The sequence below is a fragment of the Nonomuraea sp. NPDC003201 genome (assembly GCF_053590415.1).
Genome location: NZ_JBSFTC010000271.1, coordinates 1 through 15,234, shown reverse-complemented (window position 1 = coordinate 15,234; position 15,234 = coordinate 1). Strand labels below are relative to the sequence as shown.

The 15,234-nt window shown below is 73.6% G+C and carries 12 protein-coding genes; 4 read left to right on the top strand and 8 right to left on the bottom strand.

What is annotated here, in order from left to right; all coding sequences use genetic code 11:
- Positions 1–6: 6 nt before the first annotated feature.
- Complete coding sequence (locus ACWDX9_RS48755; RefSeq protein ID WP_449967793.1) at positions 7–324, top strand: SMR family transporter; 318 nt, start codon at positions 7–9, stop codon at positions 322–324.
- Here the strand turns inward: ACWDX9_RS48755 and ACWDX9_RS48750 are convergent.
- From ACWDX9_RS48750 to ACWDX9_RS48720, 7 genes are all read right to left on the bottom strand, one after another.
- On the bottom strand, positions 263–2,200 hold the full coding sequence (locus tag ACWDX9_RS48750) for an alpha-glucuronidase (RefSeq protein WP_449967791.1): 1,938 nt from the start codon (positions 2,198–2,200) through the stop codon (positions 263–265). The genes ACWDX9_RS48755 and ACWDX9_RS48750 overlap by 62 nt on opposite strands.
- Before the next feature lie 77 nt (positions 2,201–2,277).
- The gene (locus tag ACWDX9_RS48745) at positions 2,278–3,006 is read right to left on the bottom strand and encodes a DUF6882 domain-containing protein (protein ID WP_449967788.1); all 729 of its coding nucleotides are present in this window, start codon (positions 3,004–3,006) and stop codon (positions 2,278–2,280) included.
- Positions 3,007–3,075: 69 nt separating this feature from the next.
- Positions 3,076–5,775 (bottom strand): sugar-binding protein, encoded by a 2,700-nt coding sequence (locus ACWDX9_RS48740; protein ID WP_449967785.1) that lies wholly within the window; start codon positions 5,773–5,775, stop codon positions 3,076–3,078.
- Positions 5,776–5,791: 16 nt separating this feature from the next.
- Positions 5,792–6,592, bottom strand: coding sequence for a carbohydrate ABC transporter permease (locus ACWDX9_RS48735; protein ID WP_363974498.1), 801 nt, complete (start codon positions 6,590–6,592; stop codon positions 5,792–5,794).
- A complete protein-coding gene (locus ACWDX9_RS48730; RefSeq protein ID WP_357739964.1) occupies positions 6,589–7,485 on the bottom strand; it encodes a carbohydrate ABC transporter permease in 897 nt (298 codons plus the stop codon). The genes ACWDX9_RS48735 and ACWDX9_RS48730 overlap by 4 nt, the downstream gene beginning before the upstream one ends.
- Positions 7,482–8,846 (bottom strand): extracellular solute-binding protein, encoded by a 1,365-nt coding sequence (locus ACWDX9_RS48725; RefSeq protein ID WP_449967782.1) that lies wholly within the window; start codon positions 8,844–8,846, stop codon positions 7,482–7,484. Before ACWDX9_RS48725 ends, ACWDX9_RS48730 begins: the two co-directional genes overlap by 4 nt.
- A gap of 4 nt (positions 8,847–8,850) precedes the next feature.
- Positions 8,851–10,047, bottom strand: coding sequence for a carbohydrate kinase family protein (locus tag ACWDX9_RS48720; RefSeq protein ID WP_449967779.1), 1,197 nt, complete (start codon positions 10,045–10,047; stop codon positions 8,851–8,853).
- 135 nt (positions 10,048–10,182) lie between these two features.
- Between ACWDX9_RS48720 and ACWDX9_RS48715 the strand changes: the two genes are divergently transcribed.
- Positions 10,183–10,986, top strand: a complete 804-nt coding sequence (locus ACWDX9_RS48715) for a DeoR/GlpR family DNA-binding transcription regulator (protein WP_449967776.1) — start codon at positions 10,183–10,185, stop codon at positions 10,984–10,986.
- Positions 10,987–10,996: 10 nt separating this feature from the next.
- Complete coding sequence (locus ACWDX9_RS48710) at positions 10,997–12,367, top strand: 6-phospho-beta-glucosidase (protein WP_449967773.1); 1,371 nt, start codon at positions 10,997–10,999, stop codon at positions 12,365–12,367.
- 52 nt (positions 12,368–12,419) lie between these two features.
- Here ACWDX9_RS48710 and ACWDX9_RS48705 read toward each other — a convergent pair whose 3' ends face one another.
- Positions 12,420–13,748: an amidase gene (locus ACWDX9_RS48705; RefSeq protein WP_449967770.1), complete on the bottom strand. Its 1,329-nt coding sequence runs from the start codon at positions 13,746–13,748 to the stop codon at positions 12,420–12,422.
- Positions 13,749–13,848: 100 nt separating this feature from the next.
- On the opposite strand from ACWDX9_RS48705, the gene ACWDX9_RS48700 reads away from it, so the two are divergent.
- Complete coding sequence (locus tag ACWDX9_RS48700; RefSeq protein WP_449967768.1) at positions 13,849–15,114, top strand: hypothetical protein; 1,266 nt, start codon at positions 13,849–13,851, stop codon at positions 15,112–15,114.
- Positions 15,115–15,234: the final 120 nt, after the last annotated feature.

The window sequence follows — 15,234 nt, the reverse complement described above, 5'->3', positions numbered from 1 at the left end:
CTGATCATGGCGTGGATCGTCCTCGTGCTGGCCGGCGTCTTCGAAGTCGTCATGGCCCTTTCGCTCAAGCTCAGCAACGGGTTCGGGCGCCTTGCTGGGGCTGGGGCTCTGCCACGTCCTGATGCCCCGGCTCGTGCGCGCCTGGCAGGGCGGGCCCGTCACGCCCGACGTCGTGCCGGACGTGCCGTGGCCCGCGATCGTCGCCCTGCCCGTGCTGGTGGCGGCGGTCATCGCCGTCGCGCGATCGTTCGCCGGGCGCTCCCTAGGGGATGCGCCTGCCGCGCGCGTCGGGGACGCCTGACTTGCGGAAGAAATAGGCGTTGATCTGGTCGCGCCACTCCTCGGCGCACCGGACCTGCTCGTCGAGCCGCTCCTTGACCCGGGCGTACAGGTCCGGGTCGACCGCGTCGGTGTCGGCCAGCTTCTCCCAGTGCAGCCGCGTCTCGGCCGCCTCCTCGGCCCCCGCGAAGTGCGTGTCGTAGATGTGCTGGATGACCGTCGAGCCGCTGTGCAGCACGTGCCCGTACGGGACGTGGTGGAAGAACAGCAGCAGCTCGTCGGGGCAGCGCTCGATCGACTCGTAGAGGTCCGACCACGGCCGCGGGTACTGGCCGGTGAAGCCGGTGCCGGTGGCGCGCGTGCGGTCCACGCCCACGCCGTCGCGGTCGGCGAAGTGGTACGTGCCCCACGGCGTGTACTCGTAGCCGTCCACGTCCGGGCCGTAGTGGTGGCCGGGGCGCACCATGAAGCCGACGCCGAGCGGCGCGGTGTAGCGCTCGTACGTGCGCCACGACCCGTCCATCATGGCGTGCAGGGTGCGCCGCAGCGACTCCCCGGGCCACGCGAAGGTGAGGTCGATCCACTCGTCGAGGACGGCGGCCGGGTCGAGGCCCGGGTCCCAGGCCAGGCGGCCGAACGCGTACAGGTTGGCCTGCGCGAGCGGGTGGCCGGTCCAGTAGCGGTCGTCACCCGCGTTGGAGACCGCGACCAGGTCGCCCGCCTCGGCGACGTTCTCGAACGCGAGGATCTCGCTCCACATGGGGGCCAGGTAGCAGACGTGCCGCTGCTGGCCGGTGTACTCCTGCGTCACCTGCAGCTCCACCGCCAGGCGGGTCCCCCGCATCGCCAGGATCACCGGGGAGACCGGCTCGCGCGTCTGGAAGTCCATGGGGCCGTGCTTGACCTGCAGGATCGCGTTGTCCAGGAACCCGCCGTCGAGCGGGGCGAAGTGGTCGTAGGCGGCGCGGGCGCGGTCGGTCGAGCGGTCGCGCCAGTCCTGGCGGTGGTTGTAGACGAAGGCCCGCCAGTGCACGACCCCGCCGAAGGGGGCCAGGGCCTCGGCCAGCATGTTCGCGCCGTCGGCGTGGGTGCGCCCGTACGCGAACGGGCCCGGCTGGCCCTCCGAGTCGGCCTTCACCACGTACCCGCCGAAGTCGGGGATCGTCGCGTACACCTGCTCGGTGGTCCGCGCCCACCACGCCCGCACCCCCTCGTCGAGCGGGTCGGCGGTGGGCAGGCCGCCGAGCGCGATCGGGGAGGCGAAGTTGACCGACAGGTGCACGCGGATCCCGTACGGGCGCAGCTCGGCCGCGATCGCGGCCACCTCGCCGAGCCGGTCGGTCAGCAGGTGGGCCTCGGTGGCGTGCACGTTCACGTTGTTGATCGCGACCGCGTTGACGCCGGAGGCGGCCAGCAGCCGCCCGTAGGCGCGCACCCGCGTCAGGTCGGCGCGTGGCGCGCCCTTGTCCCAGAAGATCGAGCCGCCCGCGTAACCGCGCTCGACCTGGCCCATCACCGGGTGCACGTCGATGTTGTCCCAGTGGTCGAGCATGCGCCGGCGCATCGCGGGCCGGTGGTGCTCCGTCTCCCTGTCGGCCCCGAACGCGGCCTCGCCGAGCCGTACGACGTGGAAGAACCCGTACAGCAGCCCGGCCGCATCGCCGCCGGTCACGGTCGTGACGCCGTCCCGCCGCGCGATCGCGTACCCGTCCGCTCCCTCGGCCGCGTCCAGGCCCAGCACCAGGTCGTACGGGCCCTCGGCGCCGTCGCCGTACCGGGCGCGGGCCCGCGTGACCTCCGCCCGCACGGTCTCGGCGAGCGGCCCGTCGGCCCGCACGAGAGTACGGCGGGAACCGATCGCCCGGAACGCCTCGGGCGGCAGCCACGCCGCGTGGACGTCGGTCAGTTCGGGAATGGTCACGAGGCTCCTTCGGTCGGTCACCGAGGGATGAATCTATCGAAACGGCACCCGCTGCGAGCGATCAGGGGTGGCGCTGCTCAGGCGCCGCGGGGGGCCGACAGGGTCGCGCTGATGTTGCCGACGCGGCCGTGCCCGTCGAAGTCGACGGCCGCCTCGAAGCCGGGCCCCGTGAGCGTGAGCCGGTCGCCGCCCGCGTCGCCGTAGGACGCCCCGAGCCCGCGGCGGGCGGCGTAGCCGTGCATCGCGCGCCGGTGGTCCGTCAGCAGCGGCAGGGAGAGCGCCTGCTGCAGGACGCGCATGACGCGGACCGGCTCGGGCGGCGGCAGCTGGAAGTCCGGGTGCTCGACGAGGAACGCGGCCCGGGTGCCGCCGCCCGCGTCGCCGCTGTAGGACGTCCAGTGGCCGGTCACCGCCTTGGCGGCCTCGGTGAGGATCGCGGCGGCGAAGTGCGGCTCGGCGGGGGAGGTGGGCAGCGCGGCGAACGGGACCTCGGCGGAGGCCAGCTCCGCGATGCCGAACCGCTGCCCGAAGTCCCGCAGCGTCCCCGACAGGGCGGTCACCGGCTCCGGGAAGCCGGACGGGTTCGCCCAGGCCCACAGCCACGACTCCGGCCCGGGGGCGGCGCTGCCGAGCAGGTGGAAGCGGGTGCAGGTGATCGTGCGGCTCCCGGTGAACTGGAAGCGCTGCTCCCGCAGGTCGACGCTCCAGTTGTGCTCGCCGAGGACCTCTTCGAGGTGGAGCTGGTGCTCGAGGGAGATGATGGCCGCGTCGTCGAGCAGGTTCGTGAGGGTGAGGGATTCCGGCATCCCGGCAGACTACGGGACGCGTCCGACAGGGCTGCCCGCCCACCTTCCCGGAGGGCGGGCAGCTCGGCTTCAGCGCACCTTCACCTGCGAGGCCGCCGTGCCGCCGCCGGGCGCCTCCCAGCCCGCCACCACCGCCGGGTGGGCGGCCAGGGCTCGGGACAGGGGCACGGTGACGGTCGTGACGCCCTTGCGGGACACCGTGACGACGCGGCTGCCCGCCGTCCCCTGGTCGTCGCGAACGAACAGGTGGGCCTTACCGGGCGCCTCCGCCCGCAGCGTCACCTTCACCTCCTTCTGGCCGCCGGCGGCGGAGACGGCCTGGCCGCTCTCCGGCTCCTTGGCCGCCGGGCCGCCCGCGAGCGGGACGTGCACCCGGACCGCCTGCTCCAGCGACTGCGGCGAGTCCAGGCTGGACAGGGCCGTGTCGGGGATCACCGGGTCGGGCACCGGCCGGTCCGCGGGCGGCCGGTAGCCGGTCAGGGCCGCGACGCCCCACCGGTACGGGTCGCCCTGCACGCCGCCCCACGTCGACCAGCCGATCCGGGTCTGGCCGGTCTTGTCCTGGGTGTCGGAGTCGTACACGAGGATGTTCAGCCCGAGGTGCGCGGGGTCGACGGAGCCGGGCAGGAGCTCCAGGGGGATCGACATCTCCACGGTGTATCCGCCCGAGACGACCTTCGAGGCCACCCGCATGCCGGGAGCGGTCTGCTCGCCCGGGCCCTGGCGGTTGTCGGCGTCGCGCAGGAAGCACGGCGGTCCCTCGGCCGTCACCGGCAGCACCGCGGTCTTGAAGGTGGTCGAGGTGTTCTCGGACGTGCCACGCGGGTCGAGCGTGACCTCCACCGAGTCGGTACGCCAGTGCCGCTTGCAGTCGGCGGCGGCCAGCCGGGTGCCGAGCACGTCGTCCTGCACCTGGACCAGCAGGTAGAGGGTGTCGTCGCGCCACGCGAGCTTGGCGGTGCCGGAGCAGTCGGCCGCGGACGAGCAGGCCGTGCCCTCCCACAGCCGCGAGATGTCGAGGGCGGGCCCGGGATACTCGCCGTCGCCCGCCACGCCGTCCACGGTGGGCGACGCCTGCGGCACGGAGGCCGCCGGGACCAGTTCGAGCGCCGGCTTGCTCGCGACCGCGCCGTCCACGCTGATGGTGTACGCGTAGTCGCCGCCCTGGTTGGACGTCTTCAACGAGGGGTCGGAGTTCGTGACGGTGAACGGCACCGTCGTCGAGGCCCCGGCGGCCAGGTCGCTGTAGGGCGCCTCCACGCGGTCCGCGGTGAACCCGGCGGGCAGGTCCACGCGCACGGTCCCCGACCTGGCGGCGTCGCTGACGTTGGTCACCACGACGCCGACCTGCCGGGAGCCGCCGGAGGGCAGGGTGAGCACGGGGGTGACGATGCCGCGCAGCTGGGGCACGCCGACCTCGGAGGTCCACTTCTCGTACTGGGCGACCTGGGGGAGGAGCTGCTGCCCGGCCCGTACGGGCGGGCTGATCTCGACCTGCCGGTCGGTGTAGCCGCGGCCCCGCTCGGTGGTCAGCGCGGCCGACACGCGCGCCCGCCCGGTGCCCGCGGCGGTGGTGCCCGTGGGGGTTACGGTGAACGTCGCCGTCCCGGTGCGCCCGGCGGAGAGCCTGCCCAGCTCGCCCGAGCCGCTGACCTGCCAGCCCGCGGGCACGCCCAGCGTCACCGACGAGCGGCCCAGCGGCTCGCGGGACGGTGCGGTCGCGCTGACCTTGACGGTGAACGGCGTGCCGGGCCGCACGTCGAACGTGCCGGCGCGCAGCTCGAACAGGGTGCCCAGCGGGACCGCCCCGCTCGCCCTGGTCAGCGCGCCGTCGAGGATCGCCGTCGGCGCGGCCGCCGCCGCGCTGCCCGGCTCGGGGAACGGCACCCGCGAGTCCACCTGCGTGAAGAAGTCGCAGCCGAGCTGGTTCGGGTCCGACGGCATGTCGGGGAAGACGGCCCAGCCCTGGGAGGCGTACGTGCGCTGGGCGTCGCGCTCGATCGCGGCCCACGTCTTGCCCTGCGCCTGGGAGGGGCGTCCGCTCCACACGCCGTACACGTTCTGCGCGGGGTTGTTCGGGCGGAAGGTGGAGGCGCAGGACGGGCCGGTCTGGGAGGTGCCGCGCCCGCCACCGAGCAGCAGCCGGGCCGGCGCGAACGGGCGCAGCCCCTCGCGGGTGATCTGCTCGGGGAACACCTTGGGGTCGGCCGCCGCGTAGAACGCCTGCACGGCCAGCCGCGCCGCCTGCTGGTGGTTGCCGTGGTTGCCGGGGGAGGGCGCCGGGTCCATGGTCAGGATGACCTCGGGCCTGGTCTGGCGGACCACCCGCACGACCTTCTCCAGGGTGTCCGCGCCCCAGATCTGGTCGGTCAGCGGGGCGCTCACCGTGTAGTAGAAGTCGACGTCGTCGAGGTTGAAGACCTCGCGCACGCCCGCCTTGCCGACCGCCGCCCGCTCCTCGGACTCGCGCAGCAGCCCGAGCGCCGGGCCCTCCTCGGGTCCGACGGCGTTGCCGCCGCCCTCGCCGCGGCTGACGGTGACGACGCCGGTGCGTACGCGGTGGTCCTCGTTCCACTGGCCGAGCGTGGACAGGCTGAACGCCTCGTCGTCGGGGTGGGCCCCGACGAACAGCGCGTCGAGGTCCACGGGAGCGCCGGCGGTGGATGCGGCGGTGGATGCGGCGGAGGCTGTGGAGGCTTCGGAGGGAACGGCGGGTGAGAGGGCGAGCGCGACCATGGCGGCCAGCACCAATGACAGGCGTTTACGCATGGAACCTCCGGAACAGTTACTCGCGGACCGCCCCTTGGAGCAGGCCGCGGACGAAGTGACGCTGGAGGAACAAGTAGAAGATCACGACCGGGGTCGCGACGATGACGGAGCCGGCGGCCAGCAGGGTGAAGCCGGAGGTGTACTGGCCCTGGAAGAAGGCCAGCCCCAGCGGCGCGGTCCGCAGCGACTCGCTGGTGACCATGATCAGCGGGATGAGGAACTCGTTCCACGTCCACATGAAGACCAGCACGGTCAGCGTGACGACGGCGGGCCGGGCCGGCGGCACCAGCACCTGCCACAGGATGCGCCACGTCGAGGCGCCGTCGATGCGGGCGGCCTCGACGATGGCCCGGTTGGAGGCCCGGAAGTAGGCCCGCATCCAGAACGTGCCGAACGCCACCGACAGCGCCACCTGCGGCAGCGCCACCGACCAGAACGTGTCGATCAGGCCGAGCGAGCGCAGGTCGAAGTAGAGCGGCACCGCGATGGCCTCGCTCGGCATCATGATCCCGAGCATGAACAGGTAGAACAGCACCGACTGGCCGCGGAAGCGCATGGTGCCGAACGCGTACCCGCTCAGGATCGACAGCACCACGCTCACGACCACGACGAACGACGACACCGCCAGGCTGGTGCGCAGGTACGTGCCGAACCGCCCGATCTCCCACGCCGCCGCGAAGTTGCCCAGCCCGGAGGTCCCCCCGCTGTCGGCGGGGCCGAGCGCGGCGGCCAGGATCGAAACGATGGGGAAGAGCGCGAAGGCGGCGAACGCCGACAGGATCACGTAGTTGCCCACCCGCTCGCCCCGCGAGATCACGACACCCTCCTGTCGGCGAACCGGTTGATCCCGAACGAGATCACGAAGATGACCACGGTGAGCGTGACGCCGATGGCCGCGGCCGAGCCGATCTGGCTGAGCCCGAAGGCCCGGTGGTAGACCTCGTACGACGGCACCGACGTCGAGTCGCCCGGCCCGCCGCGCGTGGTGACGTACACCAGGTCGAACGTGCGCAGCGCGGCGATCACGGTCAGCGTCAGCGCGACGGCGATCTCCCCGCGCACCGACGGCAGCGTGACCGCGAAGAACTCCCTGACCGCGCCCGCCCCGTCCAGCCGCGCCGCCTCGTACAGCTCGCCGGGGATGCGGCTCATCCCGGCCAGCAGCAGCACCGTCACCAGCCCGGTCTCGAACCACGTGCCCACCACCCCGACCGCGGGCAGCGCGAAGGTGTAGTCGCCCAGCCAGCCCCGCGTCAGCGAGTCGAGCCCGAGCGCGCCGAGCAGGGTGTTGAGCGTGCCGTCGGGCGCGTAGACCCGCCGCCAGGCCACGGCCACCACGACCATGGCCACCACCTGCGGCAGGAACACGACCGTGCGGAAGAAGCCGAGGCCGCGCACCTTGGCGTGGTTGAGGATCGCGGCCAGCCCCAGCCCGATGGCCAGCGGCGCGGCCGCGTAGAACACGACCAGCACCAGCGCGTGGCCGAAGGCCGCCCGCAGCCCCTCGTCGGAGACGATCGCGAGGTAGTTGTCCAGGCCGACCCAGCGGCCGAGCGACAGCCCGTCCCAGTCGTACAGCGACAGCTGCACCGCGCGGCCGATCGGATAGAGCAGGAACACCGCATAGACGGCGAAGGCCGGCAGCAGGTAGAGGTAGGCGACGCGGCGAGGCTCTCCCGGAGGCCGGCCCCCGGTCATCGGTCGGCTCACCCGTTGCTCTCGACGAAGGTCTTGTAGTCCTTCTCCAATGTGGCCAGGAACTCCTGCGGGGTCTGCTTCTTGGCCAGCAGGTCCTGCAGCGCCGCGCCCAGCGTGTCGGCGAACGTCGGGGTGGCGTAGTCGAGGTACGGCACCAGCCCTTCCTTGGCCGTGACCGTGCCGAACGCGGTGAAGACGTCCTGCTGCGGCCCCGCCGGGACGCTCTGCTGCGCGGTGTCGGCGACCGGCAGGTTGCCGGTGGTGGTGAGCACCTTCATCGCGTCGGCGTTGGTGATGAAGTCGATGTACGCCGCCGCGGCGTCGGGGTTGGGGCTCTTGGCCGTGATCGCGAACGGCAGCCCGGTCCCGCCGGTCGCGACGGGCGGCGCGCCGGCCGTGGCGCCCGGCGGCAGCATGAAGCCCAGGTCCTTGCCCAGCGCCTTCTGCAGGTCGGCGAGCAGCCAGGTGCCCCCGATCAGGAAGACGCCCTCACCCTTGCCGAACGCCTGCCACGCCGGGTCGTAGCCCTGGCCGTTGAAGCCCTTGTTGAAGTAGTTCTTGTCCACCCAGCCGACGAGCTCCTCGGCGGCCTTGGTGTTCTCCGGCGTGTTCCACGAGGCGCCCTTGCGGCCGAAGGCCAGCGTGCTGATCTGGTCGGCGGGCACGCCGCGGCTCTGCACCGTGCCGAACACGTGGATGGCCGGCCACTTGTCGAGGTTGCCCAGCTGCGTCGGCACCTCGCCGGCGGTCTTGGCCTTGGCCAGCGCGGCGTCGAAGTCGGCCCACGTCGCGGGCGGCTGCAGGCCGAGCTTGGTCAGCTTGGCCTTGTTGAAGAAGATGCCGACGACCTCGCCGACCTGCGGCAGGCCGTACAGGTTGCCCTCGCCGAAGGTCTTGCCGTCGGCGCTGTAGCTCGAATAGCGCAGCACCGACTGCGGGTAGCGCTTCTTCCACCCGTACGCCTCGGCGTAGGCGTCCAGCGGGCGCAGCTGCCCGGCCTTGACGAACGCGCCCATCGACGAGCGGCCGTTGTTGGCCTCCACGATGTCGGGCGGCTCGTTGCCGCTCAGGGCCAGGCGCAGGGTCGTGTTGAGGTCGTCGAAGGAGCGGCTCACCCGGTTGATCTTGATGTTCGGGTACTTCGCCTGGAAGGCGTCGTTGAGCTGCTTCATCTGGGCGGCCTGCCCGCCGCGTACCTCCTGGTCCCAGATCGTCAGGGTGACGTTGCCGAGCGCCGCGGCGTCGGTGCGCACCGCCGAGGCGGAGGGCTGCGCGGAGGTGGCCGCGGGCGGGGCGGAGGATCCGGGGGCGCACGCCGTGATGGCAAGGGCGCTGGCGGCGAGCACGGCGAGCGCTCGGAGCGGGGGGTTCATGGTGTTACTCCTTTTGCGCGGGCACGCGAGGCGTGTCGGGGCCCTCGTCCTCGGGTGGGTTCGGCCGCGTGGTGGGGACCTTGGGGCCGACGTCGGCGTACCGGGCGATGGTCGCGGCCGCGCGGCGCACGGCGCCCACCGGCACGGCGGGCACCAGCTTGTCGAGGAAGGCGTAGCGGCGGGCCAGCGAGTTGCCGTAGGCGCCGCTGTGGTCGGCCGAGTCGCGGACCTCGTGCCACCAGTCGGCGATGTCGCCCCAGCCGGGCGCCGCGAGCGAGCCGCCGAACTGCTGCACCGCCAGCGCCGCGCACAGCTGCGCGAACGCCAGGCGGTCGGCCAGCGGCCAGCGCGACAGCGTGCCGAGCACGAACCCCGCGCCGAAGACGTCGCCCGCGCCGGTCGGGTCGAGCGCCGTCACCCGCGGCGCGGGCACGAACGCCTCCTCGCCGTTGGTGGAGTCGATGGCCATGGCGCCGTTGGCCCCGTCGGTCACCACGGCCACGGGGACCTTGTCGGCGATCGTGTAGAGCGCGTCGCGCGGGGTGTCGGCGCCGGTGTAGGCCATCGCCTCGACCGCGTTGGGCATGAACGCGTGGCAGAGCGCGAGCTGGTCCAGCAAGGACGCCGACCAGGAGCCCGACGGGTCCCAGCCCACGTCGGCGAAGATGAGCGCGCCGTCGCGGCGCGCCAGCTCGGCCCAGTTGCACGGGCTGTCCGGCGAGTCGAGCGGATCGTCGGTGGACAGCGACACGATCACCGCCTTGGACCGCGGCGGGTTGCCGATCATCTCCGAGGCCGGCATGGGCGAGGGGTGGCCGTGCGTCACCATGCTGCGGTCGCGGTCGACCGCCATGGAGACCGTCACCGGCGAGTGCCAGTGCTCGAACCGCCGCGACCTGGACAGGTCCACCGACTCCTGCTCCTCGAGCGTGCGCCAGCAGAAGTCGCCGTAGTCGTCGTCGCCGAACGCGGCGGCCAGCGAGGTGCGCAGGCCCAGCCGGCTGGTGGCGATGGCGAGGTTGGCGATGCCGCCGGGGCACGATCCCATGCCCTCGGCCCAGATCTCGGTTCCGGCCGCGGGCATCGCGGGCAGACCGGTGAAGATGATGTCCAGAAAGACCGTGCCCGCCAGGAAGACGTCGAACTGCGGCCCCTCCGGGGTGCGCTCGGCGGCGAGAGGGTCGTACACCTGATTAGACACGGGAATGAGTCCTCCCCGACACGTATCGAGATGTGCGCAATCTTGCACGTTTGCTCGCGCACTTCAAGTCTTCCCCTGGGAGTTTTTGGGCAAAGCTGCATAGTTCTGCGCGATTTTGACTGATACACTCGCGCCGTGCTTCAGCGCCTCAGGCATGCCGAGATCATGCGCCGGGTCCGACTCTCAGGCGCCACCAGCGTCAGCGATCTCGCCAGCCAGCTCGGCGTGAGCCCGTCCACCATCCGCAGGGACCTCGAGGTGCTCGACCGCGACGGCACGCTGCGGCGCGTCCGCGGCGGGGCCCTGCTCCTCGACGGCGGGCTCCTCGACGGCGGGCTCCTCGACAGCGGGGTCAGCGTCGACGCCGACGCCGACCGGCCGTTCGCCGAGGTCGCCGAGGTGGACGAGCAGGACAAGGAGGCGGTCGCGGTCCGCGCCGCCGAGCTGGTCCGCGACGGCGACGTGGTCCTGCTCGACATCGGCACGACGACGATGCGGCTGGCCCGGCGGCTGCGCGGGCGCCGCGTCACCGTGGTCACCTCCAGCCTCGCCGTGCTCGACGTGCTGCGCTCCGACCCGGAGGTCGAGCTGCTGCTGCTCGGCGGCGCGCTGCGGCGGCCGTACCACTCGCTGGTCGGGGTGCTGACCGAGGCGGCCCTGAGCCAGGTGGTCGCCGACCGCGTCTTCCTGGGGGCCAGCGGCCTGCGGCCGGACGGGCAGCTCGTGGACACCACGCTCGCCGAGGTGCCGCTGAAGCGCGCCATGATCGCGGCGGCGGGCCAGGTGGTGCTGCTCGTCGACCGGCACAAGTTCCCGGGCACCGGCGCGCTGCGGGTGTGCGGGCCCGACGACATCGACGTGATCGTCACCAACCGGGGCGCCGACGAGGCGACGCTGCGCAACTGCGCCGCCGCCGGCGCCGAGATCCTGCTCACGTGAAAGGGTATCGATGAGACTGGCCGTTCTCGGGGGCGGCGGCTTCCGGGTCCCGCTCGTGTACGGCGCGCTGCTGCGCGAGACCGCGAAGCCGCGTGTGGAGCAAGTGGTCCTGTACGACGTGTCGCAGGACCGGCTGGAGGCCATCCGGCACGTGCTCGGCCAGCTCGCAGCCGGCCACGACGACCCGCCGGAGGTCCTGACCACCACCGACCTGGACACCGCGCTGCGCGACAGCTCGTTCGTCTTCTCCGCCATCCGGGTCGGCGGCCTGGCCGGGCGCACCGCCGACGAGCGGGTCGCGCTCGACCTGGGCCTGCTCGGCCAGGAGACGACCGGCCCCGGCGGCATCTCCTACGGCCTGCGCACCATCCCGGTCGCGCTCCACGTCGCCGAGCGGGTGGTCGCGCTCGCGCCCCAGGCGTGGGTCATCAACTTCACCAACCCCGCCGGCATGATCACCGAGGCCATGCGGCACGTGCTCGGCGACCGCGTGATCGGCATCTGCGACTCCCCGATCGGCCTGATCCGCCGGGCCGCCGTCGCGCTCGGGCTCGACCCGGCGCGCGTGTCGCCCGACTACGTGGGCCTCAACCACCTCGGCTGGCTGCGCGGCCTCACCTATCAGGGGCGCGACGTGCTGCCCGGCCTGCTGGCCGACGACGCGGCGCTGCGGCAGGTCGAGGAGGCGCGCATCTTCGGCGGCGACTGGGTGCGCACGCTGGGCGCGCTGCCCAACGAGTACCTGTACTACTACTACTTCACCCGGGAGTCCGTGGCCGCGATCTCCGGGCAGACCCGCGGGGAGTCGCTGGTCCGGCAGCAGGACGACTTCTACGCCGCCGTGCGGGCGCGTCCCGAGGAGGCGCTGGCGGAGTGGGTCAGGGCGCGCAGGCTGCGCGACGAGTCCTACATGGCCGAGGCCCGCGAACCCACCTCCGCGGGCGCGCGCGACGCCGCCGACATGGAGGCCGGCGGGTACGAGGGCATCGCCCTGGCCCTCATGGCCGCCATCGCCCGCGGCGAGCCGACGTCCATGATCCTCAACGTGCGCAACGGCGCCGCGGTGCCCGGCCTGCCCGCGGACGCGGTCGTCGAGATCCCGTGCGCGGTGGACGGGGCCGGCGTCCGGCCGCTGGCCACCCGCCCGTTGCCGGGCCGCTTCCTCGGTCTCGTGCAGCAGGTGAAGGCCGTGGAGCAGGCCGCCATCGAGGCCGCCAGGTCCGGCTCGGCCCGGCTCGCGGTGGAGGCGTTCGCGCTGCACCCGCTGGTCGACTCGGTCGCGACGGCCCGCAAGCTGCTCGACGGCTACCGGGCGCGCATCCCCGAGCTGGCCGCCGCCATCCCGGGCTCCTCCGACGCGGGCGGGCGCACGGCGATCTAGCGGGCCCTCCTCGGGGGCGCTTCCACGCCGCGCCCCCGCTTTGGGGTCGCCGTCACGCCATGCCGGCCGCCTCGAAGAGCCGCAGCTCGCGCCCGGGGCGGCACACCAGCTGCAGCCCCACCGGCAGCCCGTCCACCGTGCCCGCGGGCACGGTCAGCGCGGGCAGGCCCAGCACGTTCCACAGGCTCGTCATGGACAGCAGCGCGGGCCGCACGGCGACGGTCCGGCCGTCCACCTCCGTCTCGCGCTCCAGGAGCAGCGGGGCGGTGATCGGCACGGTGGGCAGCGCCAGCACGTCGTGCCGCTCGAACAGCGTCGCCGCGGCCTCGGCGAGCCGGGAGCGCGCGGCCACGGCCGCGACGTACTGCCAGCCGGGTATCTCGGCGGCCGTGCGGAGGCGTTCGAGCAGCTCGGGGTCGAACAGCTCGGGCGCCTGCGCGATCCGGGCCGCGTGCACGGCCACCGCCTCGCAGCTCTGGATCACCGTGTACGTCTCGCGGAACTCCTCGCCCAGGCCCGCCCGCAGCCGCACCTCCTCCAGCCCCGAGCGGGCCAGGCGGGACTCCGCGGTCGCGCGTACCGCGTCCACCACGCGCGGATCCCCGTCGAACAGCTCCGACGGATCGAGCCAGGCCACCCGCGCGGGACCGGGGTCCTCGCGCAACTGGGCGGAGGCCAGGCAGCGGTAGGCGAGCAGGCAGTCCTGCTCGTCACCGGCCAGGACGCCGACGTGGTCGAAGCTGCGCGCCAGGGGGAACACGCCTTCGGCCGAGATCGCCCCATAGCTCGGCTTGAACCCGGCGATCCCGCACAGAGCCGCCGGGATGCGGACGGATCCTCCCGTGTCGGTGCCGAGCGCGAGCGGTACCAGGCCCGCCGCCACGGCCGCCGCGCTGCCGCCGCTGGAGCCGCCCGACATGCGCTCCGGGTCCCACGGGTTGCGCGAGGGGCCGTTGGCCGAGCGGTCGCCCGTGGGGCCGTACGCGAACTCGTGGGTGGTCGTCTTGCCCACGACGACGGCGCCCGCGCGGCGCAGCCGGGTCACGGACTCGGCGTCGGAGTCCGCGACGTACCCGGCGAAATGCCGCGAACCCATGGTCGCGGGCAGCCCCGCGACCATGAAGAGGTCCTTCACGCCTACCGGCACGCCGTGCAGCGGACCCCGGTAGGTGCCCGTGGCCAGCTCGGCGTCCGCTCGCCGCGCCGCCGCCAGCGCCCCGTCGGCGTCCACGGTGACGAACGCGCCGAGCGCGGGGTCGCGCTCGGCGATGGCCTCGAGCGCCTGCTCGACGAGCTCGACGGCGGTGGTCCGGCCTTCGCGCAGGTCCTGGGCGAGGCTCGTGATGGTACGGCCGGTGAAGGGGCCGGGGGAGAGCGGCATGGGATCCTTTCGAGCGGTCGTCGGCTGACGGATCCCACTGAACACCACGCACATCAGACGTTCCACCGCAGGGCTCCCCTCACGGGGCTAAGATCGTCGGATGTCCCAGCCGTCAGCCGCCCGACGGGCCTGGAAGTGGGTGCGGCTGGTCCTCGCCGTCGTGGTGAGCGCGTGCGCGCTGGCCGGCGTCGTACGGCTGACCGTGTCCGCCACCGCGGGCACGTCGGGGGAGCCGCCCGGGGTGCGGCGGCAGCTGGCGTTCCTGCGCGCGGCCCTGGACGCGGGCGCGGGTGACGAGGCCCAGGCGCTGTTCCCCGAGGGGTACTTCTTCCTGCACGCCCTGTACGGGCTGAGCTGGGTCGAGCTCGGCATGCGCGCGCCGGCGGGCGAACGGTCGCGGGCGCTGCGCGAGGCGCGCTGGGCGTTGAGCCGGCTGGACTCGCCCGCCGGGCGGGCCCGGTTCAGCCCCGGTCTCACCCCGCCCTACGGCGTCTTCTACCGGGGATGGTCCAACTGGCTGCGCGGCGGGGCGCTGAGCCTGGAGCCGGCCGAGCGGCGCGATCCGGCCGAGGTGCGCCGGTTCGCGGAGGACTCCGCCGCGCTCGGGGCCGCGTTCGACGCGTCCGCCTCGCCGTACCTGGCGGCGTACCCGGGGCAGGCGTGGCCGGTGGACTCGACCGTGGCGGTGGCGTCGCTGCGGCTGCACGACGCGATCCTCCCGCCCCGGTTCGGCGGGACCGTCGAACGCTGGGTGCGGGAGGTCAGGCGGCGGCTCGACCCGCGTACCGGGCTGCTCCCGCACCGCGCCGACCCCGGCGGCGGCGCGCCGGCCGAGGTGGCGCGGGGCAGCTCGCAGAGCATGATCCAGCGGTTCCTGGTGGACGTGGATCCGGCCTTCGCCGCCGAGCAGTACGCGCGCTTCCGGGAGCTGTACGTCGCCACCCCGCTCGGGCTCGGGCCCGCCGTGCGCGAGTACCCGGAGGGCGTGGACGGACCGGCCGACGTGGACTCCGGGCCGCTGCCGCTCGGGGTGAGCCTGTCGGCGACCGTGGTCACCCTCGGCGCGGCGCAGGCGCACTCCGACGCTCCGCTGGCCTCGGCCCTGGCCGGCTACGGGGAGCTGGCGGGGCTGCCCGTGGACACCCCCTGGACCAAGCGGTACGCCTTCGGGCTGCTGCCCATCGGCGACGCGTTCCTGGCCTGGGCGAAGACGGCCCGGCCGTGGGTGGCCCGGCCGCCGTCGCCGCCGCCCGCGACCGTCTCGTGGTGGTGGCGGACGCCGCTGCTGATCCTGCTCACCGCCCTCGCCGCGGCCCCCTGGCTCCCGGCCCTCCGCCGCCGTCTCCGTCCCTCCGCCCGTGGCTGAGGTCCCCTGGGGAGGGAGGGCCGCACCCGCCGCTCGTAGCTTGGGTCCCTCGGGAAGGGGCGGGTTGCGCCTGAGGACCTGTAGCCCGTGATAGGAGCGCGGCCCGGACGGTGGTTCACC

Excerpts from the sequence above, each read along its gene's own strand:
- ACWDX9_RS48740 (WP_449967785.1), bottom strand. The coding sequence starts at position 5,775 with ATGCGTAAACGCCTGTCATTGGTGCTGGCCGCCATGGTCGCGCTCGCC.
- ACWDX9_RS48700 (WP_449967768.1), top strand. The coding sequence starts at position 13,849 with ATGTCCCAGCCGTCAGCCGCCCGACGGGCCTGGAAGTGGGTGCGGCTG.
- ACWDX9_RS48705 (WP_449967770.1), bottom strand. The coding sequence starts at position 13,748 with ATGCCGCTCTCCCCCGGCCCCTTCACCGGCCGTACCATCACGAGCCTC.
- ACWDX9_RS48745 (WP_449967788.1), bottom strand. The coding sequence starts at position 3,006 with ATGCCGGAATCCCTCACCCTCACGAACCTGCTCGACGACGCGGCCATC.
- ACWDX9_RS48710 (WP_449967773.1), top strand. The coding sequence starts at position 10,997 with ATGAGACTGGCCGTTCTCGGGGGCGGCGGCTTCCGGGTCCCGCTCGTG.
- ACWDX9_RS48755 (WP_449967793.1), top strand. The coding sequence starts at position 7 with ATGGCGTGGATCGTCCTCGTGCTGGCCGGCGTCTTCGAAGTCGTCATG.
- ACWDX9_RS48725 (WP_449967782.1), bottom strand. The coding sequence starts at position 8,846 with ATGAACCCCCCGCTCCGAGCGCTCGCCGTGCTCGCCGCCAGCGCCCTT.